Source organism: Isoptericola nanjingensis, assembly GCF_050311635.1.
In the GTDB taxonomy this organism is placed as follows: domain Bacteria; phylum Actinomycetota; class Actinomycetes; order Actinomycetales; family Cellulomonadaceae; genus Isoptericola; species Isoptericola nanjingensis.
Window position 1 is genome coordinate 259,394 of the sequence record NZ_JBNOZL010000008.1, and the last position, 20,698, is coordinate 280,091.

General features: G+C 74.9%; 21 protein-coding genes, 1 pseudogene and 1 riboswitch. Of the genes and pseudogenes, 11 read left to right on the forward strand and 11 right to left on the reverse strand.

Going from position 1 to position 20,698, the window contains the following annotated elements; all coding sequences use genetic code 11:
• Positions 1-19 precede the first annotated feature (19 nt).
• The 3 genes from cobA to ACQP6G_RS17515 are packed head-to-tail and all read right to left on the reverse strand — an operon-like array spanning position 20 to position 3,953.
• Positions 20-1,378, reverse strand: a complete 1,359-nt coding sequence (gene cobA / locus ACQP6G_RS17505) for a uroporphyrinogen-III C-methyltransferase (RefSeq protein WP_429766159.1) — start codon at positions 1,376-1,378, stop codon at positions 20-22.
• A complete protein-coding gene (locus ACQP6G_RS17510; protein WP_429766160.1) occupies positions 1,375-2,226 on the reverse strand; it encodes a phosphoadenylyl-sulfate reductase in 852 nt (283 codons plus the stop codon). Before ACQP6G_RS17510 ends, cobA begins: the two co-directional genes overlap by 4 nt.
• Complete coding sequence (locus ACQP6G_RS17515; protein ID WP_429766162.1) at positions 2,223-3,953, reverse strand: nitrite/sulfite reductase; 1,731 nt, start codon at positions 3,951-3,953, stop codon at positions 2,223-2,225. Before ACQP6G_RS17515 ends, ACQP6G_RS17510 begins: the two co-directional genes overlap by 4 nt.
• Positions 3,954-4,357: 404 nt before the next feature.
• Between ACQP6G_RS17515 and ACQP6G_RS17520 the strand changes: the two genes are divergently transcribed.
• Both ACQP6G_RS17520 and ACQP6G_RS17525 read left to right on the forward strand, forming a co-directional pair.
• A complete protein-coding gene (locus tag ACQP6G_RS17520) occupies positions 4,358-4,729 on the forward strand; it encodes a hypothetical protein (RefSeq protein ID WP_429766163.1) in 372 nt (123 codons plus the stop codon).
• A gap of 28 nt (positions 4,730-4,757) precedes the next feature.
• A complete protein-coding gene (locus ACQP6G_RS17525) occupies positions 4,758-5,240 on the forward strand; it encodes a DUF456 domain-containing protein (RefSeq protein WP_429766164.1) in 483 nt (160 codons plus the stop codon).
• 40 nt (positions 5,241-5,280) lie between these two features.
• Here the strand turns inward: ACQP6G_RS17525 and ACQP6G_RS17530 are convergent, their stop codons facing one another.
• On the reverse strand, positions 5,281-5,622 hold the full coding sequence (locus tag ACQP6G_RS17530; protein ID WP_429766165.1) for a YnfA family protein: 342 nt from the start codon (positions 5,620-5,622) through the stop codon (positions 5,281-5,283).
• A gap of 48 nt (positions 5,623-5,670) precedes the next feature.
• Positions 5,671-6,054, reverse strand: a complete 384-nt coding sequence (locus ACQP6G_RS17535; protein WP_429766167.1) for a VOC family protein — start codon at positions 6,052-6,054, stop codon at positions 5,671-5,673.
• Between the two features lie 134 nt (positions 6,055-6,188).
• Between ACQP6G_RS17535 and ACQP6G_RS17540 the strand changes: the two genes are divergently transcribed.
• Entirely contained in the window at positions 6,189-6,677 is a 489-nt protein-coding gene (locus ACQP6G_RS17540) for a GNAT family N-acetyltransferase (protein WP_429766169.1), read from the forward strand.
• On the opposite strand, the gene ACQP6G_RS17545 is transcribed toward ACQP6G_RS17540, so the two are convergent.
• Positions 6,593-6,970: an aromatic-ring hydroxylase C-terminal domain-containing protein gene (locus tag ACQP6G_RS17545; RefSeq protein ID WP_429766171.1), complete on the reverse strand. Its 378-nt coding sequence runs from the start codon at positions 6,968-6,970 to the stop codon at positions 6,593-6,595. The genes ACQP6G_RS17540 and ACQP6G_RS17545 overlap by 85 nt on opposite strands.
• 149 nt (positions 6,971-7,119) lie before the next feature.
• Positions 7,120-8,025: pseudogene (locus ACQP6G_RS17550) on the reverse strand (FAD-dependent monooxygenase); the annotation flags it as partial.
• 148 nt (positions 8,026-8,173) lie between these two features.
• On the opposite strand from ACQP6G_RS17550, the gene ACQP6G_RS17555 reads away from it, so the two are divergent.
• Positions 8,174-10,882, forward strand: a complete 2,709-nt coding sequence (locus ACQP6G_RS17555; protein ID WP_429766172.1) for a UvrD-helicase domain-containing protein — start codon at positions 8,174-8,176, stop codon at positions 10,880-10,882.
• A 54-nt stretch (positions 10,883-10,936) separates the two neighbouring features.
• On the forward strand, positions 10,937-11,539 hold the full coding sequence (locus ACQP6G_RS17560; protein WP_429766174.1) for a hypothetical protein: 603 nt from the start codon (positions 10,937-10,939) through the stop codon (positions 11,537-11,539).
• A gap of 13 nt (positions 11,540-11,552) precedes the next feature.
• Here ACQP6G_RS17560 and ACQP6G_RS17565 read toward each other — a convergent pair whose 3' ends face one another.
• Both ACQP6G_RS17565 and ACQP6G_RS17570 read right to left on the reverse strand, forming a co-directional pair.
• Entirely contained in the window at positions 11,553-12,107 is a 555-nt protein-coding gene (locus tag ACQP6G_RS17565) for a Clp protease N-terminal domain-containing protein (protein WP_429766175.1), read from the reverse strand.
• Complete coding sequence (locus ACQP6G_RS17570) at positions 12,107-12,316, reverse strand: RNA polymerase subunit sigma-70 (RefSeq protein WP_429727962.1); 210 nt, start codon at positions 12,314-12,316, stop codon at positions 12,107-12,109. Before ACQP6G_RS17570 ends, ACQP6G_RS17565 begins: the two co-directional genes overlap by 1 nt.
• A gap of 222 nt (positions 12,317-12,538) precedes the next feature.
• Between ACQP6G_RS17570 and sucC the strand changes: the two genes are divergently transcribed.
• The 4 genes from sucC (at position 12,539) to purN (ending at position 16,726) form a co-directional block, all read left to right on the forward strand.
• Positions 12,539-13,708 (forward strand): ADP-forming succinate--CoA ligase subunit beta, encoded by a 1,170-nt coding sequence (sucC, locus tag ACQP6G_RS17575; RefSeq protein ID WP_429766177.1) that lies wholly within the window; start codon positions 12,539-12,541, stop codon positions 13,706-13,708.
• A 37-nt stretch (positions 13,709-13,745) separates the two neighbouring features.
• Positions 13,746-14,642 (forward strand): succinate--CoA ligase subunit alpha, encoded by an 897-nt coding sequence (gene sucD, locus ACQP6G_RS17580; RefSeq protein ID WP_429766179.1) that lies wholly within the window; start codon positions 13,746-13,748, stop codon positions 14,640-14,642.
• A 116-nt stretch (positions 14,643-14,758) separates the two neighbouring features.
• On the forward strand, positions 14,759-16,012 hold the full coding sequence (locus tag ACQP6G_RS17585) for a cell division protein PerM (protein WP_429766181.1): 1,254 nt from the start codon (positions 14,759-14,761) through the stop codon (positions 16,010-16,012).
• 57 nt (positions 16,013-16,069) lie between these two features.
• Positions 16,070-16,726 carry a phosphoribosylglycinamide formyltransferase gene (gene purN, locus ACQP6G_RS17590; RefSeq protein ID WP_429766183.1) on the forward strand — a complete coding sequence of 219 codons (657 nt, stop codon included), beginning with the start codon at positions 16,070-16,072 and terminating at the stop codon, positions 16,724-16,726.
• Positions 16,727-16,750: 24 nt separating this feature from the next.
• On the opposite strand, the gene ACQP6G_RS17595 is transcribed toward purN, so the two are convergent.
• The gene (locus tag ACQP6G_RS17595) at positions 16,751-17,326 is read right to left on the reverse strand and encodes an ArsR/SmtB family transcription factor (RefSeq protein ID WP_429766184.1); all 576 of its coding nucleotides are present in this window, start codon (positions 17,324-17,326) and stop codon (positions 16,751-16,753) included.
• Between the two features lie 83 nt (positions 17,327-17,409).
• On the opposite strand from ACQP6G_RS17595, the gene ACQP6G_RS17600 reads away from it, so the two are divergent.
• Positions 17,410-18,735 carry an MFS transporter gene (locus ACQP6G_RS17600; protein WP_429766186.1) on the forward strand — a complete coding sequence of 442 codons (1,326 nt, stop codon included), beginning with the start codon at positions 17,410-17,412 and terminating at the stop codon, positions 18,733-18,735.
• Positions 18,736-18,795: 60 nt separating this feature from the next.
• Here the strand turns inward: ACQP6G_RS17600 and ACQP6G_RS17605 are convergent, their stop codons facing one another.
• Entirely contained in the window at positions 18,796-19,833 is a 1,038-nt protein-coding gene (locus ACQP6G_RS17605) for an SDR family NAD(P)-dependent oxidoreductase (RefSeq protein ID WP_429766188.1), read from the reverse strand.
• 78 nt (positions 19,834-19,911) lie between these two features.
• On the opposite strand from ACQP6G_RS17605, the gene ACQP6G_RS17610 reads away from it, so the two are divergent.
• Complete coding sequence (locus tag ACQP6G_RS17610) at positions 19,912-20,484, forward strand: TetR/AcrR family transcriptional regulator (RefSeq protein WP_429766190.1); 573 nt, start codon at positions 19,912-19,914, stop codon at positions 20,482-20,484.
• 90 nt (positions 20,485-20,574) lie between these two features.
• Positions 20,575-20,662: riboswitch (ZMP/ZTP riboswitch) on the forward strand.
• Positions 20,663-20,698 lie beyond the last annotated feature (36 nt).

Here is a 20,698-nt window from a genome sequence, read left to right on the forward strand (position 1 = left end):
GCGCCCGCGTGAACGGTCGTCACGACGACCTCACCGCCGGCGCTGCGACAGTGTGAGCGGAGCCGTGGGAGGACGCCGGCCCCGTCCACGCCGGGCTGCGTCGCACGACGTCGCCCACGACGGTCACGGCCGGCGCCTGCACGCCCACGGCACGCGCCCGGTCGGCGATGTCGGCGAGGGTGCCGACGGTGGTGCGCTGACGGGCGCCGAACCCGTCCTCCACGACGGCGACGGGCGTGTCCGCCGGACGTCCCGCCGCGACGAGGGCGCGGGCGGTGTCCGCGAGCCGGGTGACGCCCATGAGCAGCACGAGCGTGTGGTCGGTACCGCCCGGGACCTGGCCGACGTCGTCGTGCCCGGTGAGCACGCTGAACCCGCGGGCGAGACCCCGGTGCGTGACCGGGATGCCGGCCGCCGCCGGCACGGAGACGGCCGACGTCACGCCGGGCACGACCTCCACCTCGATCCCGGCGGCGCGGCAGGCGTCCAGCTCCTCGCCGCCGCGGCCGAAGACGTACGGGTCTCCGCCCTTGAGGCGCACCACGTCGCGTCCGGCGAGCGCGTGCCGCACCAGCAGCGCGGTGATCTCCTCCTGCGGCACGGGATGGTGCCCGGACGTCTTGCCGACGTCGACCACCTCGACGTCGTCGGCCAGCCCGGCCAGCAGGGAGCGCGGTGCCAGGCGGTCGACGACGACGACGTGCGCCGCGGCGAGCAGCCGCCGCCCGTGCACGGTGATGAGGCCCGCGTCCCCGGGGCCGCCGCCCACGAGCGCGACGCGGCCCGGGCGCGTCGCGCGGCCGTCGTCGTCGCCCGCGGGGCGCACGGCACGCAACGGCAGGCTGCCGTCGTCGAGCCCGGCCACGACGGCGTCGCGCACCCGCACGGCGCGGCGCGGGTCGCGCCCCGCGGTGACGGCCACGGCGAGGTCGCCCGCGGGCCGGCCGGCGGCGTCCGTCACGGGGGTGCGCGCCACGGCGGGCACCCACGCGGAGCCGAGCTCGGCGTCGCCCGCGGTGACGCAGAAGGTCCGCAGCAGCTCGGCGTCGCCGGCCACGCGGGCGTCCACGTCGGGGTCGCCGGTGGCGGTGTGCACCAGCCACGCGCCGTCGAGGTCGCCGTCGCAGTACCCGCGGGTGATCCGTTCGATCGCGCCCGCGGAGACGAGCGAGGCGAGCTCGGGCACGACGTCGGGCGCGATCACGCGCACGCGGGCCCCCGCGGCGAGCAGTCCGCGCACGCGGCGCAGCGCCACGGGGCCGCCGCCCACGACGATGACGAGGCGGCCACCGACCCGCAGGCCCAGCGGGTACGTGTCGTGCGGCGGGGCGGGGCGGGCGGAGCGCGACCCGTTCGAGGACGTGCTGCGGCGGCTCATACGTGCAGCCCGCACTCGTCCTTGTCCCGGCCGGCCCAGCGACCGGCGCGGGCGTCCTGCCCGGCCTCGACCCGCTGGGTGCAGGGCTCGCAGCCCACGGACGGGTACCCGTCGCTGAGCAGCGGGTTCACCACCACGCCGTGCGTCCGGGCGTACTCCTGGACCTCCTCGTCGGTCCAGGCCGCGAGGGGGTTGATCTTCACGACGCCGTTGCGCTCGTCGAACGAGACCAGGGGCGCGTTCGCGCGGGCCGCGGTCTCGCCGCGGCGGACGCCGGTCGCCCAGGCCTCGTAGCCCTGCAGGGCCTGCCGCATGGGAGCCACCTTACGCATGGCGCAGCAGGCCTCGGGGTCCCGGTCGTGCAGGCGGGGGCCGTGCTGCGCGTCCTGCTCGGCGACGGTGAGCGCGGGGCGGACGTCGACCACGTCCACGTCCATCTCGATCTCGACGGCGCCGCGCGTGCCGAGCGTCTCCGCGAAGTGGTAGCCGGTGTCGCCGAACAGCACGTCGACGAACGGGAGCTGCCGGGAGACCAGGTGGGCGAGCACGAGGTCCTGCATCGACGACGCGACCGCGAGGTACGGGCCGAACTCGCGCACCGCCCAGGCGACGACCTCCACGGCCGTGGCCTCGGGGCGGTCGCCGTCGGCGTGCAGCTGCGCCTGACCGCGCTCGACGACGTGGCGCAGCTCCTCGACCGAGCGCCGGTGCCGGGACGCACGCGCGCGCTGCCTGGCCTGGCGCGACTCCTCGCGCGCCGCCGCCCGGGCCCGCACCTCGGCGAGCCGGCCGCCGCCGGCCGGGGACGCGAGCAGCGTCACCGGGGAGGCGATCTCGACGGCGGTCACCGCAAGGCCTCCTCGTCGGCCCGGTGCGCCCACTGGGCGAACGTCTCGCCGCCGTCGTGCTCGGCGTCGTACCGCCGTACGACGCGCTCCACGTAGTCGCCGACCTCCGACGCCGGCACCTTGAGGCCGCGCACCGTGCGGCCCAGCCCGCCGGCGTCGCGCCCCTCGCCGACCAGGCCGCCGCCCAGGTGCACCTGGAAGCCGGGCATCTGCTCGCCGTCGACCGTGATGATCTGGCCCTTCAGCCCGATGTCGGCGGTCTGGATGCGGGCGCAGGAGTTGGGGCAGCCGTTGACGTTGAGCTCGATGGGCCGGTCGAGACGCCCGGTGACGTCGCCCAGCCGGTCCTCGAGCTCGCCGATCACGCGCGCCGCCGTGTCCTTGGTGTCGACGATGGCGAGCTTGCAGAACTCGATGCCGGTGCAGGCGATCGTCGAGCGGCGGAACAGGCTCGGTCGGGCGGTGAGGCCGAGGGGCTCCAGCCCGTCCAGCAGCTCGTCGACGCGGTCGGCGGGCACGCCCAGGATCACGACCTTCTGGTGCGCGGTGAGCCGGGCGGAGTCCGCGCCGACCCGCTCGATGAGGTCGGCCAGCCCGGTGAGGGTGTTGCCGCCGACCCGCCCGACGACGGGGGCCGCGCCCACGTAGAACCGGCCGTCCTTCTGCTCGTGCACGCCGACGTGGTCGCCGGGCCGGGTGGCCGGCGCGGGGGCCGGGCCGTCGGGCAGCGCGTACCCGAGGTACTCGCTCTCCAGCACCTCGCGGAACTTCTCCGTGCCCCAGTCGGCGAGGAGGAACTTCAGGCGGGCCTTGTTGCGCAGCCGCCGGTAGCCGTAGTCGCGGAAGATGCGGATGACGCCGTGCCAGACGTCGGGCGCCTGCTCCTCGGTGACGAAGACGCCGAGCCGCTCGCCGAGCCGCGGCGTGGTGGACAGCGCGCCGCCCACCCACAGGTCGTAGCCGGGGCCGAGCTCGGGGTGCACGACGCCGACCAGCGAGATGTCGTTGATCTCGTGCACCACGTCGAGGCTCGGGTGGCCGGTGATCGCCGTCTTGAACTTGCGGGGCAGGTTGGCCAGCTCCGGGTCGCCGATGTAGCGGCGCTTGATCTCGAGGATCACGGGGGTGGGGTCGATGATCTCGTCGGCCGCGATGCCCGCCACCGGGCTGCCGAGGAAGCCGCGGGGGGAGTCGCCGCAGGCCGTGGTGGTCTCCAGGCCCACGGTGTCGAGGCGGCGCCAGATCTCCGGCATGCTCTCGATCTCGATCCAGTGGTACTGGATGTTCTGCCGGTCGGTGATGTCGGCAGAGCCGCGCCCGAAGTCGGCCGAGATGCCGCCGAGCACCCGCAGGGCGGCGGGCGACAGGGGCTGGCCGTCCGAGCGGACGCGGAGCATGAAGTACCGGTCCTCGAGCTCGTGCGGCTCGAGCGTCGCGGTGCGGCCGCCGTCGATCCCGGGCTTGCGCTGCGTGTACAGGCCCCACCAGCGGAAGCGGCCGTGCAGGTCGTCGTCGGTGATCGAGTCGAAGCCCTCGCGCGCATAGGTCGACTCGATGCGCTCGCGGACGCCGAGCGGTGCCGCCTCCTGCTTGAAGACCTCGTTGTGGTTGAGGGGATCGGTGCCGTCGACCTTCCACTGCCCGTTCGGCCGCGTCGCGCGCGGGGGGCGGACGCGGGCGGGGGCGTCGTCGCTGGTCGGGGCGGGTGCGGTGGTCTGCGTCGTCATCTGGGGGAGTTCCTCGGGTCCTCGGGGGCGGGACGCGCGACGACGAGCGACTCAGCGGGGGTGGGCCGAGGACCGACGGCGCGCGCCGGTGCTCAGGAGCCGCGGGTCCGCGGCGGGGCTGAGGTAGGGCGCGATCAGCGACAGCAGCACAGACAGCTGCGCATGCTGCGACGCGCGCACGCCGGCATCTCGTGACGAGTCGTCACGAGGAGGCGGTGCGCGGCCGTGGTCATGGGGATGACCGTAACCGCTCCGGGCGCCGGCGCGCGAGACGACGTCCACATGGTGGGACCACATGGTGGGACGATGCGGGGCCGGCTTGCGGAGGTCTGTCCGGGTGTGATGTGTGACCGGTTGCGGACACCGGTGTCAGATCCCGCTCCGCGCGCGGCTAGGCTGCCCGCATGGAGTTCCTCTACCACGTCTTCGTCGCGCTCCACTTCGTGGGCTGGGCGATCGTCCTCGGTGGCTACATCGCGTCGATCAAGAGCCCCGGCCTCTACCGCGGGGTCTTCCACGGCGCCGCGACCGCCCTCGTCGCCGGCATCCTCATGGTCGGCATCGCCGAGATGGGCGACCTGTGGGCCGACGGAGGCCCCAGCATGGCCAAGATCGGCGTCAAGCTCGTGATCGCGCTGATCATCGCCGTGCTCGCGTTCGTCGCCAAGCGGCAGGGCTCGAAGGGCGACAACGGCACGGGTGCCGTGGCCCCCGGCCTCAAGCACTCGATAGGCGCCCTGACGCTGGTCAACATCCTGGTCGCAGTCTTCTGGTGACCGTCCACGTGGCCCCGGGTCGGTCGCGATGAGCGTCCTGGGGGAGGTGCTGGTCGGGCTGGCGATCGCCGTCGGCCTGGTCGGCATCGTCGTCCAGGTGCTCCCCGGCAACGTGCTCGTGCTGGGGAGCATCCTCGTGTGGGCGTGGGTCACCGGCGGCACGACGGCGTGGGTGTGCTTCGCCGTCGCCGCCCTGGCGGTCGTGGCCGCCGAGACCGGTCAGTGGCTGCTCGCGGGGCGTCACATGCGCCGGGCCGACGTGCCCTGGGGCACGCTCGCGCTGGCGGGCGTCGCGGGGGTGGTCGGGTTCTTCGTGGTGCCCGTGGTCGGGCTCTTCCTCTTCTTCGCCGGGGCCGTCTTCCTCGTGGAGCTGGCCCGACGGCGCGACGCGGCCGTCGCCTGGACCGCCACGCGCGCGGCGCTCAAGGCCACGCTCATCACGATCGGCGTGCAGCTCGCGGGCGGCGTCGTGGCCACTCTCGCGTGGGTGGTCGGGCTCGTCCTCACCTGAGCCGGCGCGCGACTCCCGTGCCGCGACCCGGCGTGGCGGCTCACGCGACGCCGTGACGTGGGGCGTACATGATCACCGCGACGCCGGCGAGGCAGAGCAGCGCACCGGTGACGTCCCAGCGGTCGGGCCGGAACCCGTCGACGACCATGCCCCAGACGAGCGACCCGGCCACGAAGACCCCGCCGTACGCGGCGAGGATGCGGCCGAAGCTCGCGTCCGGCTGCAGGCTCGCGAAGAAGCCGTACGCGCCGAGGGCGACGACGCCCGCGCCGATCCAGATCCAGCCGCGGTGCTCGCGCACCCCCTGCCACACGAGCCAGGCGCCCCCGATCTCGAAGACGGCGGCGGCGAGGAAGAGCAGGATCGAGCGCAGCACGGTCATGCGCAGGAGTCTCGCGCGCCGACGGGCCCCGCCGCGAGCCCGCGCCGGTCAGGCTGCCGAGCTCTCGGTGACGTACAGCGTGTTGCCGTCCGGGTCCCGGAACTCGAACATCGGCGGCGCCTGCTCCCACAGCAGGAGGTCCCCGACGTCGGCCCCCGCGTCGGTCAGGGCCTCGTGGGCGGCCCGGGCGTCCGGCGTGACGAGGCGGATCCCGGTGTCGACGCCGGCGGGCAGCGCGTCGCCCGCCCGCACCAGCGCGAGCGACGTCGCGACGCCCGGCGCGGCGACGTCGACCCACCGGAAGCCGGGCTGCAGCTCGGCGTCGAAGCGGACCTCGAACCCCAGCGGCCCGGTGTAGAAGGCGAGCGCGGCGTCCTGGTCGCGGACGGGGACCGCGACGGTGTGGACCCCGGTGAATCGTGCTGCGGCCACGGTGGTTCCTCCTCGGGCGACGACCCGGCGCCGGTCGCGCCGGGTGCGGTACGGGTGGGACGGCCGCCGGGGGCGGATCTCATCGGCGCGCGGCTTAGGGTGTCGGGCGGCAGGCACGGCAGCTCGGAGGAACCATGACCCAGCAGGACGCCCGGCAGCGGCACGACGACCGGTGGACGGTGCGCGTCGCGACGCTCGACGAGCTGGACGCGCGGACCGCGTACGCGGCGTGGCGGCTGCGGCAGGACGTGTTCGTCGTCGAGCAGGAGTGCGCGTACCCCGACCTGGACGGCCGGGACGCCGAGCCCACGGCGCGGCACGTCGTCCTGCTCGACGGCGACGGGGGCGGCCGCGTCGTCGCGACGGCGCGGGTGCTCGACGACGGCGACGTGCAGCGCATCGGCCGCGTCGTGTGCCACCCGGACGTGCGCGGCTCGGGGGCGTCGGGCGTGCTCATGCGCGCCGCGGTGGAGGTCGCCACCGCCGCCGCACCGGAGGCCGACGTCGTCCTCGGCGCGCAGTCGCCGCTGACCGGCTTCTACGGGCGGTTCGGTTTCGCCCCCGACGGGCCCGAGTACCTGGAGGACGACATCCCGCACACGCCGATGCGGCTGCGTCGGTAGGGCCGCCCGCACCAGGCGGACATCGCCTCGGCGAGCCCGTCCGTCGCGCCCTCGCCGACCCAGGCGACATGGCCGTCCGGGCGCACCAGGACGCCGCTCGGCGCGGGCACCTCGCCGAGCAACGGCAGCACCCACGGGCCGGTGGTCGTGGCCCGGACGTGCCGGACCCGGTCGGCCCACGCGCCGACGTCGAGCGGCGGGCCGCCGAGCTCCAGGAGCACGGGCCGGGCCGGGTGCAGCAGCTCGAACACCCGGGCTGCCGGAGCGATCCCCGCCAGGTCCAGGTCCGGCACCCGCCGCCCCAGCAGCGGGTGTCCCTCGCCGAGGTCGTAGGCCGCGGGTCGGCGCGCTGGAACAGGGACTGCGCCATCGTGTAGCCGAGCGCGCGGGCGCCCGCGGGGTGCCGCTCCGCGTGATACGAGTCGAGGAGCGCGTCGTCCGACACCCCACGGACCACCTGGCCGAGCTTCCAGCCGAGGTTCACGGCGTCCTGGAGGCCGAGCCCGATACCCTGCCCGCCCGTCGGGGAGTGCACGTGTGCCGCGTCGCCCGCGAGCAGCACGCGGCCCGCGCGGTACGACGCGGCCTGGCGGGTGGCGTCGGTGAACCTCGACAGCCACGTGGGGTCGCGCACGCCGAAGTCCGTGCCGAACACCTCGACCAGGCCCCGCCGCAGGTCGTCGAGGGTGGGCTCGTCGGTCGACGGCGCCGCCTCGGTCAGCACCACGCGCACGGTGCCGTCGTCCGTCCGGTGGAGGCCGTGCGGGCCGCGCTCGTCGACGGTCCCGGTGCGCTGCAGGTCCCCGTCCACCTGGACGTCGGCGATGAGGGTGGTGCGGGTCGCGTCCGGACCGACGAGGTCGATGCCGGCGGCCCTCCGCACGACGCTGCGACCGCCGTCGGCGCCCACGACGTATCGCGCCCGCACCGGGTCGCCCGCACGGAGCAGCACGTCGACGCCGTCGTCGTCCTGCACCACGCCCTCGACCTCGACGCCGCGCCGGACCGGGACGCCCACCTCCTGGGCCCACGCGAGGAGCAGCCGCTCGATGCGGTTCTGGAACAGCGCCAGCGTGTACGGGTGGCGCGTGGGCAGGCCCGCCAGGGAGAGGCGCGTGCCGCCGAACGTCACCGCGGTGATCGTGGTCCCCTCGGCGAGGAACCGGTCGGCGATGCCGCGCTGGTCGAGCAGCTCGATCGTGCGGGCGTGGATCCCGCCGCCGCGCGAGCCGACGAGGTCCTGCGAGTCGCGTCGCTCGAGGACGACGACGTCCGCCCCCGCGAGGCGCAGCTCGCCCGCCAGCATGAGCCCCGTCGGGCCGCCGCCGATCACCGCCACGTCGTGCATCGTGAACCCCCTGCGTCGCTCGCCTGACGGGTCAGTCTCGGGCGCGACGGGGGCCTTGCGGCAAGCCCCCCGCGCGGTTCTATGGTGAGCGGCGGGCAGGGCGCGCCCGTTCTCGGGTGTCGGCCGCGGAGCCTAGGCTTGGTCCACGATGACCTCCCTGTTCGACAGCCTGTCCCTGCCCGGGTTCGACCATGCCGCGAAGGACGACACGGCACGCCTGCCGTCCACCGCCCCGCGCTGGGACGACGACGCCGCCGACCCGGCGTCGGGCGCGCCCGCCTGGGTGCGCGACGCCGCGGCCGAGGCCCACGACGGCGCCCACGACGGCGGGTCGGGCGAGGGTCGGCCGCGCTCGCGCGGGGCGTTCTCGCACCTGGACCCGGAGGCCCTGCTGGAGGGGCTGAACCCGCAGCAGCGGGCCGCCGTCGAGCACGCGGGCTCGCCCCTGCTCATCGTCGCGGGCGCCGGGTCGGGCAAGACGCGCGTGCTCACGCACCGCATCGCCTACCTGCTGGCCACCGGCCGGGCCCGGGCGGGGGAGATCCTCGCGATCACGTTCACCAACAAGGCCGCGGCGGAGATGCGCGAGCGCGTCGAGCACCTGGTGGGCCCGGCGGGCGGGCGGATGTGGGTCTCGACGTTCCACTCCGCGTGCGTCCGGATCCTCCGCAAGGAGGCCAAGACGCTCGGCCTGCGCTCCAGCTTCTCCATCTACGACGCGGCGGACAGCCAGCGCCTCATCACGCTGGTGACGCGCGAGCTCGACCTCGACGCGAAGAAGTACCCGGCGCGGTCGCTGGCGCACAAGATCAGCGACCTCAAGAACGAGCTGATCGACCCCGACGCGTACGCGCAGAGGACGGGCGCCGACGCCACGGAGGAGGGCTGGCGCGAGCGCGCGGCCCGCGCGGCGTCGTCGGGCTCGCTGCCGGCGCAGGCACCGGAGTTCGACACCGTGCTGGCGGACGTCTACCGGCGCTACCAGCAGCGGCTGGCGCAGGCGAACGCGCTCGACTTCGACGACATCATCATGACGACGGTGAACCTGCTGCAGGCGTTCCCGAACGTCGCGGAGCACTACCGCCGCCGGTTCCGGCACATCCTGGTGGACGAGTACCAGGACACCAACCACGCGCAGTACATGCTGGTGCGCGAGCTGGCCGGCGCGACGGTGGACGGGCCCGGCGTCGACGGCCTGGACCCGGCCGAGCTCACCGTCGTCGGCGACGCCGACCAGTCGATCTACGCGTTCCGCGGCGCCACGATCCGCAACATCGTGGAGTTCGAGGAGGACTACCCGGACGCCACGACGATCCTGCTGGAGCAGAACTACCGCTCCACCCAGACGATCCTCACGGCCGCGAACTCCGTCATCTCGCGCAACCCGGACCGCAAGCCCAAGCGGCTGTGGACCGACGCCGGCGCGGGGGAGAGGATCGTCGGCTACGTGGCCGACGACGAGCACGGCGAGGCGCGGTTCGTCGCCGAGGAGATCGACCGCCTCGGCGACAAGGACGGGGTGCGCCCCGGCGACGTCGCGGTGTTCTACCGCACCAACGCGCAGTCCCGCGCGCTGGAGGAGGTGCTGATCCGCGTCGGCCTGCCGTACAAGGTGGTGGGCGGCACCCGGTTCTACGAGCGCCGCGAGGTCAAGGACGCCGTCGCCTACCTGCGGGCGCTGGCGAACCCGGACGACGACGTGAACCTGCGCCGCGTGCTCAACGTGCCCAAGCGAGGGCTGGGGGACAAGGCGGAGTCGCTGGTGGCGTCGTTCGCCGATCGGGAGCGGATCTCGTTCGGGGCCGCGCTCGAGCGCGCCGACGAGATCGGCGGCATGACCTCCCGCACGTCCAAGCCGCTCACGGCGTTCCGCGACATGATGCGCGAGCTGCGCGCCCTCGTCGACGACGGTGAGCCGCCCGCCACGATCCTCGGCGCCGTCCTGGACCGCTCGGGCTACCTCGCGGAGCTGCGCGCGTCCGACGACCCGCAGGACGCGTCGCGCGTGGAGAACCTCGCCGAGCTGCACGCCGTCGCGGCGGAGTTCAGCGAGCTGGACCCGGAGGGCGACCTGGCCGACTTCCTCGAGCGCGTGTCGCTCGTGGCGGACGCCGACCAGATCCCCGACGAGGACGTGGCCGACGGCGAGGCCGAGCAGGAGCCCAAGGAGGACCAGGGCGTCGTCACGCTCATGACCCTGCACACCGCCAAGGGCCTCGAGTTCCCCGTCGTCTTCCTCACCGGCATGGAGGACGGCACGTTCCCGCACATGCGGTCGCTGCACGACGACTCCGAGCTCGCCGAGGAGCGGCGGCTGGCGTACGTCGGGATCACGCGCGCCCGGCAGCGGCTGTACATCTCCCGGTCGGCGGTGCGCTCCGCGTGGGGGGCGCCCAACGAGTTCCCGCCCAGCCGGTTCCTCGAGGAGGTCCCCGACGAGCTGTGGGACTGGCGGCGGCGCGAGTCGTCCACCCAGTACCTGCGCCGCGGCGGGTCCGCGTGGGGCGGTCAGGCACGGGGAGGGTCGGCGCGCGGCGGGGCCCGCGCCGGCTCGTCGGGCGGCACCTGGTCGCCGCAGCGGAAGTCGCCGTCCGAGGGCGTCGGGGGCCGGATCGGGCGCCCGAAGGACGCGGGCACGACGGCGGGCACGGGCGCGACCTTCGGATCGGCCACCCCGCGCAAGGACGCGGACGTGCCGTCGCTCGACGTCGGCGACAAGGTGACGCACGACGCGTACGGCCTCGGCACGGTCGTCTCGCTGGAGGGCAGCGGCCCGAACTCCGTCGCGCGGATCGACTTCGGCGCCGACGGCACCAAGCGGCTGCTGCTGCGCTACTCGCCGGTCACCAAGCTCTGACGGCCCTCGCGGGGTCGCCGCGCGGGCGGGGCGGTGCGCTGGCATCGTGACGGTGTGCTGCTCGACGCCAGGACGCTGCGCGGGCTCGCCGACGGGACGGTCTCGCACACCTACCGCCGGTGGTCCGTGGTGCGGGTGCGGCCGGGGTCGACGATGCGCACGCGCGTCGGCGTGGTCGAGGTGACGGCCGTCGACCCGGTGGGGCCGGAGGACGTCGACGACGACGCCGCCCGCGGCGCCGGGTTCCGGTCGGGGGCGGCCGCGCGGGCCTGGATCGAGCGCCGGGGCGAGGGCGAGCTGTACCGGGTGGGCCTGCGTCTGGCGGGCCCGGACCCGCGGGTCGCGCTGCGCGAGGACGACGATCTCGACGCCGCGGCCGTGGACGCGATCCGAGCCCGCCTCGCGCGGATGGACCGCGCCGCGCCCGAGCCGTGGACCCGCGCCTACCTGGAGCTGATCGCGGCGCGACCCGGCGTCGTCGCGCGCACCCTCGCCGAGGGCCTGGGCATGGAGCGCGACCCGTTCAAGATCCGCGTGCGCCGGCTCAAGGAGCTGGGCCTCACCGAGAGCCTCGAGGTCGGGTACCGCGTGTCGCCGCGCGGCCGCGCCTACCTGACCGCCACCGCCGAGCCGCGGGGCGCAGACCCGGTGCCGTGAGCGCTCGCGCGGGTCAGGCTGCGCGGGTCTCCTGCTCGGCGGCGGCGCGGAGGGTGGCGACGTCGCTGCCGGCGTCGTGGAGCGCGGACTCGAGGAGGCGGCCGCCGGGGCAGTCGGCACGCAGGACGCCGAGGAGCAGGTGGCGGTCGTCGATGCCCTTGTCGCCGAGGCGGATCGCCTCGCGCAGCGAGAGCTCGAGCGCCTTGCGGGCGTCGGCGGTGAACGGCCAGTGCTTGCGCCGTCGCGTGCTGCGCCGGGCGGCACGGTCGAGCGCTCCCGCGCCGAAGGTCTCGTCGGCGCGCCGGCTGACCGCGTCGAGATCGATCCCGACGGCCGAGAGGGCGTCGGCGTCGAGCACCTCGCCCCGTCGGACGGCGTCGCGGGCGAGCGCGGCGACGTCGTCGGGCCGGACGCCGCAGGCCTCCAGCGCGGCGGGCGCACGTCCTGCCCCCTCGGCGAGCGTGACCACCAGGTGCCGGGTGTCGATCGACTCGGAGCGTTCGCGCTCCGCGACCTCCACGGCGCCCTGCACCGCGGCGCGGGCGTCCTTCGTGAACCTCTCGAACATCAGATCCTCCTGCCGTGCTTCTTGTGGACCGCCTGCTTGCTCACGCCCAGCGCGTCCGCGACGTCCTGCCACGACCAGCCGAGCTGTCGCGCGCGCTCCACCTGGAGCGTCTCGAGCCGGTCCGCCAGGTCGCGCAGCGCGCGGACGGCGCGGAGCCCTTCCGTGGGGTCGTCGCCGGCGGCCGCGCCGACGAGCGTCTTCTCCGTCATGCCGTCAACTATGGTTGACGCCTCCCGCCTCTGTCAACCCCGGTTGACGCGCTCGGGCGGCGGCGTGTGGGATCGGTCACCTGCGGCGGGGGATTGCAGGGCCGCGGTTCCCGGCGTCGTGCGGGTCGGACTACCCTGTTCGGGGATGTCTTGATGTCGAGACATCCGTTCGTGCCGGCCTCTGCCGACCCAGGGGCACCACCGATGGAAGGACGCAGCAGGGTGGACCTGTTCGAATACCAGGCTCGCGACATCTTCGAGAAGCACGGCGTGCCCGTGCTCGGCGGCGTCGTCGCGACGACGCCCGAAGAGGCTCGCGCGGGTGCAGAGAAGCTCGGCGGCGGGACCGTCGTCGTCAAGGCCCAGGTGAAGACCGGTGGCCGTGGCAAGGCCGGCGGCGTCAAGCTCGCCCACTCCCCGGCGGAGGCCGAGGAGAAGGCCGGCGAGATCCTCGGGATGGACATCAAGGGCCACACGGTCCACCGCGTGATGATCGCGCAGGGTGCCAAGATCGCCGAGGAGTTCTACTTCTCCGTGCTGCTGGACCGCGCGAACCGCAACTACCTCGCCATGTGCTCCGTCGAGGGCGGCATGGAGATCGAGCAGCTCGCCGTCGAGCGGCCCGAGGCCCTCGCCCGCGTCGCCGTCGACCCGATCGTGGGTATCGACGCGGACAAGGCCCGCGAGATCGTCGACGCCGCGAACTTCGCCGAGGACCTCAAGGCCCCGGTCGCCGACGTCATCCAGAAGCTCTGGACGGTCTTCACGGCCGAGGACGCCACGCTCGTCGAGGTGAACCCGCTGGTTCGCACCGAGGACGGCTCGATCGTCGCCCTCGACGGCAAGGTCTCGCTCGACGACAACGCCTCCGAGGTGCGTCACCCGGACCACGAGGCGCTCGAGGACAAGGCCGCGGCGGACCCGCTGGAGGCCAAGGCCAAGGAGAACGGCCTCAACTACGTCAAGCTCGACGGCGAGGTCGGCATCATCGGCAACGGCGCGGGGCTCGTCATGAGCACCCTCGACGTCGTCGCCTACGCCGGCGAGGAGCACGGCGGCGTGAAGCCGGCGAACTTCCTCGACATCGGCGGCGGCGCCAACGCCCAGGTCATGGCCAACGGCCTCGACGTCATCCTCAACGACCCGCAGGTCAAGAGCGTGTTCGTCAACGTGTTCGGCGGCATCACCGCCTGCGACGAGGTCGCCAAGGGCATCGTCGGCGCGCTGGAGATCCTCGGCGACGAGGCCACCAAGCCGCTGGTCGTGCGCCTCGACGGCAACAACGTGGACCTCGGCCGCGCCATCCTGCGCGAGGCGAACCACCCGCTGGTCACCCTGGCCGAGACCATGGACGGCGGCGCGGCCAAGGCCGCCGAGCTCGCCCACCTCTGAGCGCCCCGCCGACGTCGAAAGCAGAGATTCGAGAACAATGTCGATCTACCTGAACAAGGACAGCAAGATCATCGTCCAGGGCATCACCGGCGGGATGGGTGCCAAGCACACCGCCCTGATGCTCGACTCCGGCGCGCAGATCGTGGGCGGCGTGAACGCCCGCAAGGCCGGCACCACCGTGACCCACAAGGACCACGAGGGCAACGACGTCACGCTGCCCGTCTTCGGCACCGTCAAGGAGGCCATGGCGGAGACCGGCGCGAACGTGTCGGTCCTGTTCGTGCCCCCGGCGTTCACGAAGGACGCGGCCATCGAGGCCGTCGACGCCGAGATGCCGCTGATCGTCGTCATCACCGAGGGCGTCCCGGTGCAGGACTCGGCCGAGGTCTTCGCCTACCTCCAGGGCAAGAAGACCCGCATGATCGGCCCGAACTGCCCCGGCATCATCACGCCGGGCGAGTCGCTGGCCGGCATCACGCCGCACACCATCACGGGCAAGGGCCCGATCGGCCTCGTGTCGAAGTCGGGCACCCTGACCTACCAGATGATGTACGAGCTGAAGGACCTCGGGTTCTCGACCGCCATCGGCATCGGCGGCGACCCGGTCATCGGCACCACGCACATCGACGCGCTCGAGGCCTTCGAGAACGACCCGGAGACCCAGGCGATCGTCATGATCGGCGAGATCGGCGGCGACGCCGAGGAGCGGGCGGCCGCGTACATCAAGGAGCACGTGACGAAGCCGGTCGTCGGCTACGTCGCCGGCTTCACCGCCCCCGAGGGCAAGACCATGGGCCACGCCGGCGCCATCGTCTCCGGCTCGGCGGGCACCGCGCAGGCCAAGAAGGAGGCCCTCGAGGCCGTGGGCGTGAAGGTCGGCAAGACGCCGTCCGAGACCGCCGAGCTCATGCGCGAGATCCTCAAGTCGCTCTGACCTGAGGGCGCTCCGGCGCCGCGCACGACACACAGACGGCGCCCGTCCCCCCACCGGGGCGGGCGCCGTCTGTGTGTCTGCCGGGTTCTGCCCGGCGCGCGGGTGACGATGGGCCGGTGAGCGCACCACCCGGCACCCGACCCCGCACCGCCCGGACCGTCGACGGCGACGGCCCCGCGCGGCGCCTCGGCCGCGGGGGCGAGCGCTTCGCCGCGGCCACCTCGGGCGCGTGGGCCACCGTGCAGGGCGTCGTGCTGTCCGGAGCGGTCGTCGTGCTGCTCGCGGTCGTCGGGGTGCTCGGCGGGTCGCCGGACTCCGCCTGGACCGGGGCGGTCGGCGTCGCCACGGGGCTGTGGCTGCTGGGGCACGGCGTGCCGATCGACGCGGGCGGCGGCGTGATCACGCTCGTGCCGCTCGGCATCGGCGCCCTCGCCGTGTTCACGACCTACGTGTCCGTCAAGCGCTCTGCGCTGCCCATGCCGTCCGCCTGGGTCGCGGCGACCGTGACCTACGCGGCGGCGACCGTCGCCCTCGCGGCCGCGACCGCCGGTGTGGCGGGTGGCGAGGGGCTCGCGGCCGCCGCCCCCCGGCTCGGCCTCGCGGCGCTCGGCGGCGCCGTCGTGGGCGGGGCGGGCGCCGCGCTCGGCATCCTCGTCCCGCCGGACCGGCCCGAGGTCGTCGTCCCCGGCGGTCTGCTCGACCGCGCGGTGCCCGACGTCGCGCGGCTCGGCCTGCGGGCGGGCACGGTCGCGCTCGCCGCGCTGACCGGGCTGGGGGCCGCGCTCACCCTCGTGTGGGTCGTGGCGGGGCGGGCGACGTCGGAGGACGTGGTGACCGGCCTCGACCCGGGCTGGATCGGCGGCATCGTGTTCGCCGTCGCGCAGCTCGCGCTGCTGCCCAACCTGGTGCTGTGGGCGACGTCGTGGCTGGCCGGGCCGGGGTTCGCCGTCGGGCAGGACACCGTGTTCGCCCCGGGCGGGACCGAGGCGGGCCCGCTGCCGGCCGTGCCCCTGCTCGGCGCGCTGCCCGGCCCCGACTGGTCCGGCCCGACGGCCGCGGTCGCCGGCCCGCTCGCCGTCGTGGCATGCGGCGCGCTCGCGGGCTGGTTCGCGTGGCGGCGGCTCGACCCCGAGCGGGTCCGCTGGGCCGACCTGGCCCAGGTGCTCGCGGGCGTGGTGCTGCTCGCGGGCGTCACGACCGGGCTGCTGCAGCACTGGGCCGGGGGAGCGGTCGGTGCCGGACGCCTGGCGCACGTGGGCGCGGACCCCCTGCTCACCGGCGCGATGGTGGCCGTCGAGGTCGGCGTCGGGGCGGCGGTCGTGCTGGCGTGCGCGCACCTGCAGGTCGGTGCGCGGCTGCGGCGGGAGTAGGCCGCGGCCTCCTTCCGGGCGCGACGGACGGCGGGGACGCGCGGGTAGGGTGACGTCGTGCAGACCCCGTCCGGCCACCCCGTCGCGTCCACGTCCGCCCAGGGCACGGCCCAGGCCAGGCTCGTGGTCCTGGCCTCCGGCGGCGGCTCCAACCTCGCGGCGCTGCTCGCCGCCCACGACGACCCGGCCTACGGCGCCCGCGTCGTCGGCGTCGTCTCCGACAAGCCCGGTGCCGGGGCGCTCGACCTGGCCCGCGACGCCGGCGTGGCGTCCGTCGTCGTCGCCCCGCAGGACTTCGACGACCGCCCCGCGTGGAACGTCGGCGTGGCCGAGGCCGTCGCCGTCTTCCGGCCCGACTACGTGGTGCTCGCCGGGTTCATGCGGATCCTCGCGCCCTCGTTCGTCGAGCGCTTCGCGGGGCGGATCGTCAACACCCACCCCGCGCTGCTGCCGTCGTTCCCCGGCGCGCACGGCGTGCGGGACGCCCTCGCCTACGGCGTGAAGGTCACCGGCTGCACCGTGCACGTCGTCGACGCCGGCGTCGACACCGGGCCGATCCTGGCGCAGGCCGTCGTCCCCGTGCTCGACGGCGACGACGAGTCCGCCCTGCACGAGCGGATCAAGGTCGCGGAGCGTGCGCTGCTCGTCGAGACCGTCGGTCGCGTCGCCCGCGAGGGGCTGCGCGTCGACGGGCGCCGCGCGCTCGTCGGCTGACGACGGCCGTCGACCGCGGGGACGTCAGACGGTCGGCTCGCGGGCGGTCTCGCCGCTGACGTCGTCGCGCGGGCCGAAGGCGCTCAGTACCTGGTAGACCTCCCGGGCGACGCCGGGCTCGTCGCGCGCCTCCTGGTGGCTCCGGTCGGCCCAGCGGCTCAGCAGCTCGGCGACCTCGAGCGCCATCTGGTCGGCCTGCTCCTTCGTGAGCAGCATGGTCAGGAGCATGAACTGCCGCTTGGCGTCGTCGTCGTCGCCGTCGTGGTGCGCGAAGACGTCGGCGGTCCACTGCAGCGCGGGGCGGACGATCGCCTCCCCGGCGCCGGGGGAGTCCGACTTCACGCGGTAGCTCTGCGCCACGTTGGTCCAGACCCGGTCGCGCTTGTCGCGCGCGTGCTCGGGCGCCTCGACGATCATCCCGGCCTTGGCGAGCACGCGGAGGTGGAAGCTCACCGAGTTGGCGGGCTGCCCGATCGCCTCGGCGAGGTCGGCGGCGCGGGCGTGCTCGAGCACCGAGAGCTGCATGAGGATCCGCTGCCGCACGGGGTGGGCGAGAGCGCGGAGCGCCTCCGGCTCGGTGATCTCCATCGTCTCCTGCACGTGCGCGAGCCTAGCAAGATCCCGCAGGATTCAGTGCGCAATGACTATTGCGCAATAGATGTTGCGGGATTACGGTCGTGCCCATGACGCAGACCACGGCGGCCGCGGAGCCGCTTCCCTCGAGTGAGACGCCCCACGTCGGAACCGCGGCCGGCGCCGCCGAGGGTCCGGCGCCGCTGCGCCGCAGACGCCCGTACGTCCTGCTGATGTCCGGCCTCACGACCCAGTCGCTCGGCGGCAGCGTCGCCCGGTTCGCCGTGCCGCTGCTCGCGCTCGGGCTCACCGGCTCGGCGGCTGCCGCGGGCACGATCGCCGCGGTGGGCCAGGCCGGTGCGCTCCTCGCCACGCTGCCGGCGGGGGTCGTCGCGGACCGGACGGACCGTCGTCGGCTGGTCGTCGCCGCTGCCTCGGTGGCGGCCGTGCTGTGGGCGTCCGCGGTCGTCGCCGCGGCCCTCGGCGGCCTGACGGCGTGGCACCTCGCGGCGGTCCTGTGCGGGTCCGCCGTCGCGGCGGCCTTCCTCGACCCGGCGATCAGCGGCGCGTTCCGGGCGGTGGTGCCGACCGCACAGCTGCCGACCGCCTACGCGACGGCCCAGGGCCGCGACGCCGTCGCGGGGATCGCCGGCGGCCCGGTCGGCGGCCTGCTCTACGGCGTCGCGGCGGCGCTGCCGCTGGTGGGCGCGGTGGTCGGGCACGCCGCGACGGCCCTGTGCGCGTGGTTCGTGCGCGCCCCGCTGAACGACGACGTGACCGAGGCGCGTGCGACCCGGCCGCTCGCCGCGCTGCGCGAGGGGCTGAGGTACGTCTGGGCGGTGCCGCTGTTCCGGGCGAGCCTCGGCCTGTTCGTCGCGGTGAACGTCGCCGTCAACGGGATGCTCGTCGGGATCAACCTCGAGCTCGCGCGCACGGGCACGCCCCCGGTCCTCATCGGCGTCGTCGGCACCGTGGCCGCCGGCTCGATGCTGCTGGGCGCTCTCGCGGCCCCGGCCCTGGTCGCGCGGCTGCGCCTCGGCGTCCTCACGGTGCTGGCGCTCGTCCCGGTCGTGCTCGCCTTCGTGGGCATGGCTCTGCTCCAGACCTACGTCGCGTACGTGGTGCTGGTCGGGATCGGGATGCTCCTGGTCCCCGCGGTGAACTCGGCCATGGCGGGCTACACGGCCGCGATCACCCCCGACCGGATGCAGGGTCGCCTCGCGTCCGTGCTCGGGCTCAGCGGGGTGGCGGCGATGCCGCTCGCCCCGCTGGTCGGCGGCACCCTGCTCGAGGCCGGTGGCATCGGCGTCGTGCTGTGGACGCTGGTGGCGCTGCTCGCCGCGACCGTCGTCGGGCTGGCCCTGGTGCGGTCGCTGTGGCGGGTCGGCACCCCCGACACCTGGGCCGACGACGTCCTCCCGATGCCCGCCGAGTGACCTCGAGGGCCGTCAGGGCCACGTGGGTACCGGTATCCGCGTGGCTCTGACGGGTCGGGGTCAGACGGCGGACCAGCCGCCGTCCGACGCGAGGATCGCGCCGTTGAGGTTCACCGCGTCGGTGGACAGCAGGAACGTGATCGACGCGGCGAGGTGCTCCGCCGTCGCGATGCCGGGGATGTTGCCCATGTAGCGGCCCAGCCGCGCGCCGCCGAACTCGGCCTGCGCGGGCACCTGGATGCCGGTGGCGACGCCGCCGGGCGCGACGGCGTTCACCTGCACGCCCGTGCCGGCGTACATCACGGCGGAGGACCTGGTGAGCCCGACGACGGCGTGCTTGGACGCCGTGTACGCGGCGCCCGCGGCGGACCCGCGCAGGCCGGCCTCCGAGGCGACGTTGACGATGCGGCCGCGGCCCGCGGCGAGCATCCCGGGCAGGACGGCGCGCATGAGGCGCATCGTGCCGTCGACGTTCACGCGCATCACGCGCTCCCAGGTCGCGTCGGTGAGCTCGTGCACGGCGCCCATGTCGTCCATGATCCCGGCGACGTTGGCGAGGGCGTCGACGCGCTCGCCGGCGGCGCGCACGATCTCCTCGACCGACTCGGCCGACGTGATGTCGCCCGCGACGGTGACGACCTCGGCGCCAGGCACGACGCCGGCCAGGGACGCCGCGAGCTCGTCCAGCTTCTCCTTCGCCAGGTCGACGGCGACGACGCGGCCGCCCTCGCGCGCCACGCGGGACGCGACGGCGCGGCCGATGCCCGAGGCCGCTCCCGTGACGACGACGGTCTGGCCGGCGAAGCGACCCGGCGTGACCTGCTCGGCCCAGGGCGCGGGGGCGGCGGAGCCGCCGTCCGCGCGGTCGGCGCCGGTGTCGTCGGGCGCCTGCTCGCGGTACGCGGCGACGAGGCCGTCGACCATCTCGGCGGGGAACTGCCCGTTCGACAGCGCCACGAGCTGCTCGAGCGGCAGGTTGCGCGCCGGGGCGAGCGCCTCGGCCGACGCGCCGGCCTGCTCGAGGACGGCGCCGAGGATGCGGCCTCCGACGGGGTGGTCGAGCCACTCGCCGACGGTCGAGGATGCGGACAGGGCCATGGTGCTCTCCTTGCTGGCTGGTCCCTCACGGGCTCTCGTACTAACCGGACAACACTGTCCGGTTGGTAGTCTATTCCGGTGCCCACCGCCCGGAGCAACCCGCGCCCGTCCACCCGGAGCAACCCCGGCCCCGCGGCGGCGGCCCGCAACCGCGCGGCGCTCCTGGAGGCGGCGCACGCCGTCTTCGCCGAGTCCGGCACGGCCGCACCGCTCAGCTCGGTCGCGCGACGCGCCGGCGTCGGGCAGGGCAGCCTCTACCGGCACTTCCCGGACCGCGTCTCCCTCGTGGCCGCCGTCGTCGAGGAGAACGTGGACGCGCTGGAGGCGGCGTCGGCCGCCGGCGCCGCGCTGCCGGAGCTCCTCGGCCTCGTGACGCGGCACGCCATCGAGTCCGTCGGGGTGGTCGACCTGCTGGTCGAGGACCGGCCGGGGCGCATGCTCGAGCTGCGCGACCGTGTCGCCGCCGTGCTCGCCGCGCACCGCGACGCGGCGCTCGCGGCCGGCCAGGTGCCCGCCGGCACCGCCGTCGAGGACCTCATGCTCGGCGTCGAGCTCGTGGCCGGCGCCCTCACCCGACGCCCCGCGGCGGACCGTGCGGACACCGCGGCCCGGGCCTGGCGCCTGCTCGGCATGGACGTCGCTCTGCCGTGACCGCGCTCCGTGACCGCGCTCCGTGACCGCGCTCCGTGACCGCGCTCCGTGACCGCTGCAGGGACCGGTCCCGACGACGTTCGGTAGACTCGCCGCGGCCGTGACTGGCGAGGGTGGGTCACCACCGGGGAGCGGCCGACACGTCCCGCCATGCGCGCCGCCCGCCTGGGTGCGAGGGTCTTTCCGCGAGAGAACCCGCCCGAGGAGAACACAC

What these genes read in the sequence shown, in the direction of transcription:
- cobA (WP_429766159.1), bottom strand. Translation starts at nt 1,378, where the DNA reads ATGAGCCGCCGCAGCACGTCCTCGAACGGGTCGCGCTCCGCCCGCCCC.
- ACQP6G_RS17515 (WP_429766162.1), bottom strand. Translation starts at nt 3,953, where the DNA reads ATGACGACGCAGACCACCGCACCCGCCCCGACCAGCGACGACGCCCCC.
- ACQP6G_RS17520 (WP_429766163.1), top strand. Translation starts at nt 4,358, where the DNA reads ATGGAGTTCCTCTACCACGTCTTCGTCGCGCTCCACTTCGTGGGCTGG.
- ACQP6G_RS17525 (WP_429766164.1), top strand. Translation starts at nt 4,758, where the DNA reads ATGAGCGTCCTGGGGGAGGTGCTGGTCGGGCTGGCGATCGCCGTCGGC.
- ACQP6G_RS17530 (WP_429766165.1), bottom strand. Translation starts at nt 5,622, where the DNA reads ATGACCGTGCTGCGCTCGATCCTGCTCTTCCTCGCCGCCGCCGTCTTC.
- ACQP6G_RS17540 (WP_429766169.1), top strand. Translation starts at nt 6,189, where the DNA reads ATGACCCAGCAGGACGCCCGGCAGCGGCACGACGACCGGTGGACGGTG.
- ACQP6G_RS17555 (WP_429766172.1), top strand. Translation starts at nt 8,174, where the DNA reads ATGACCTCCCTGTTCGACAGCCTGTCCCTGCCCGGGTTCGACCATGCC.
- ACQP6G_RS17565 (WP_429766175.1), bottom strand. Translation starts at nt 12,107, where the DNA reads ATGTTCGAGAGGTTCACGAAGGACGCCCGCGCCGCGGTGCAGGGCGCC.
- ACQP6G_RS17570 (WP_429727962.1), bottom strand. Translation starts at nt 12,316, where the DNA reads ATGACGGAGAAGACGCTCGTCGGCGCGGCCGCCGGCGACGACCCCACG.
- sucD (WP_429766179.1), top strand. Translation starts at nt 13,746, where the DNA reads ATGTCGATCTACCTGAACAAGGACAGCAAGATCATCGTCCAGGGCATC.
- ACQP6G_RS17600 (WP_429766186.1), top strand. Translation starts at nt 17,410, where the DNA reads ATGACGCAGACCACGGCGGCCGCGGAGCCGCTTCCCTCGAGTGAGACG.
- ACQP6G_RS17605 (WP_429766188.1), bottom strand. Translation starts at nt 19,833, where the DNA reads ATGGCCCTGTCCGCATCCTCGACCGTCGGCGAGTGGCTCGACCACCCC.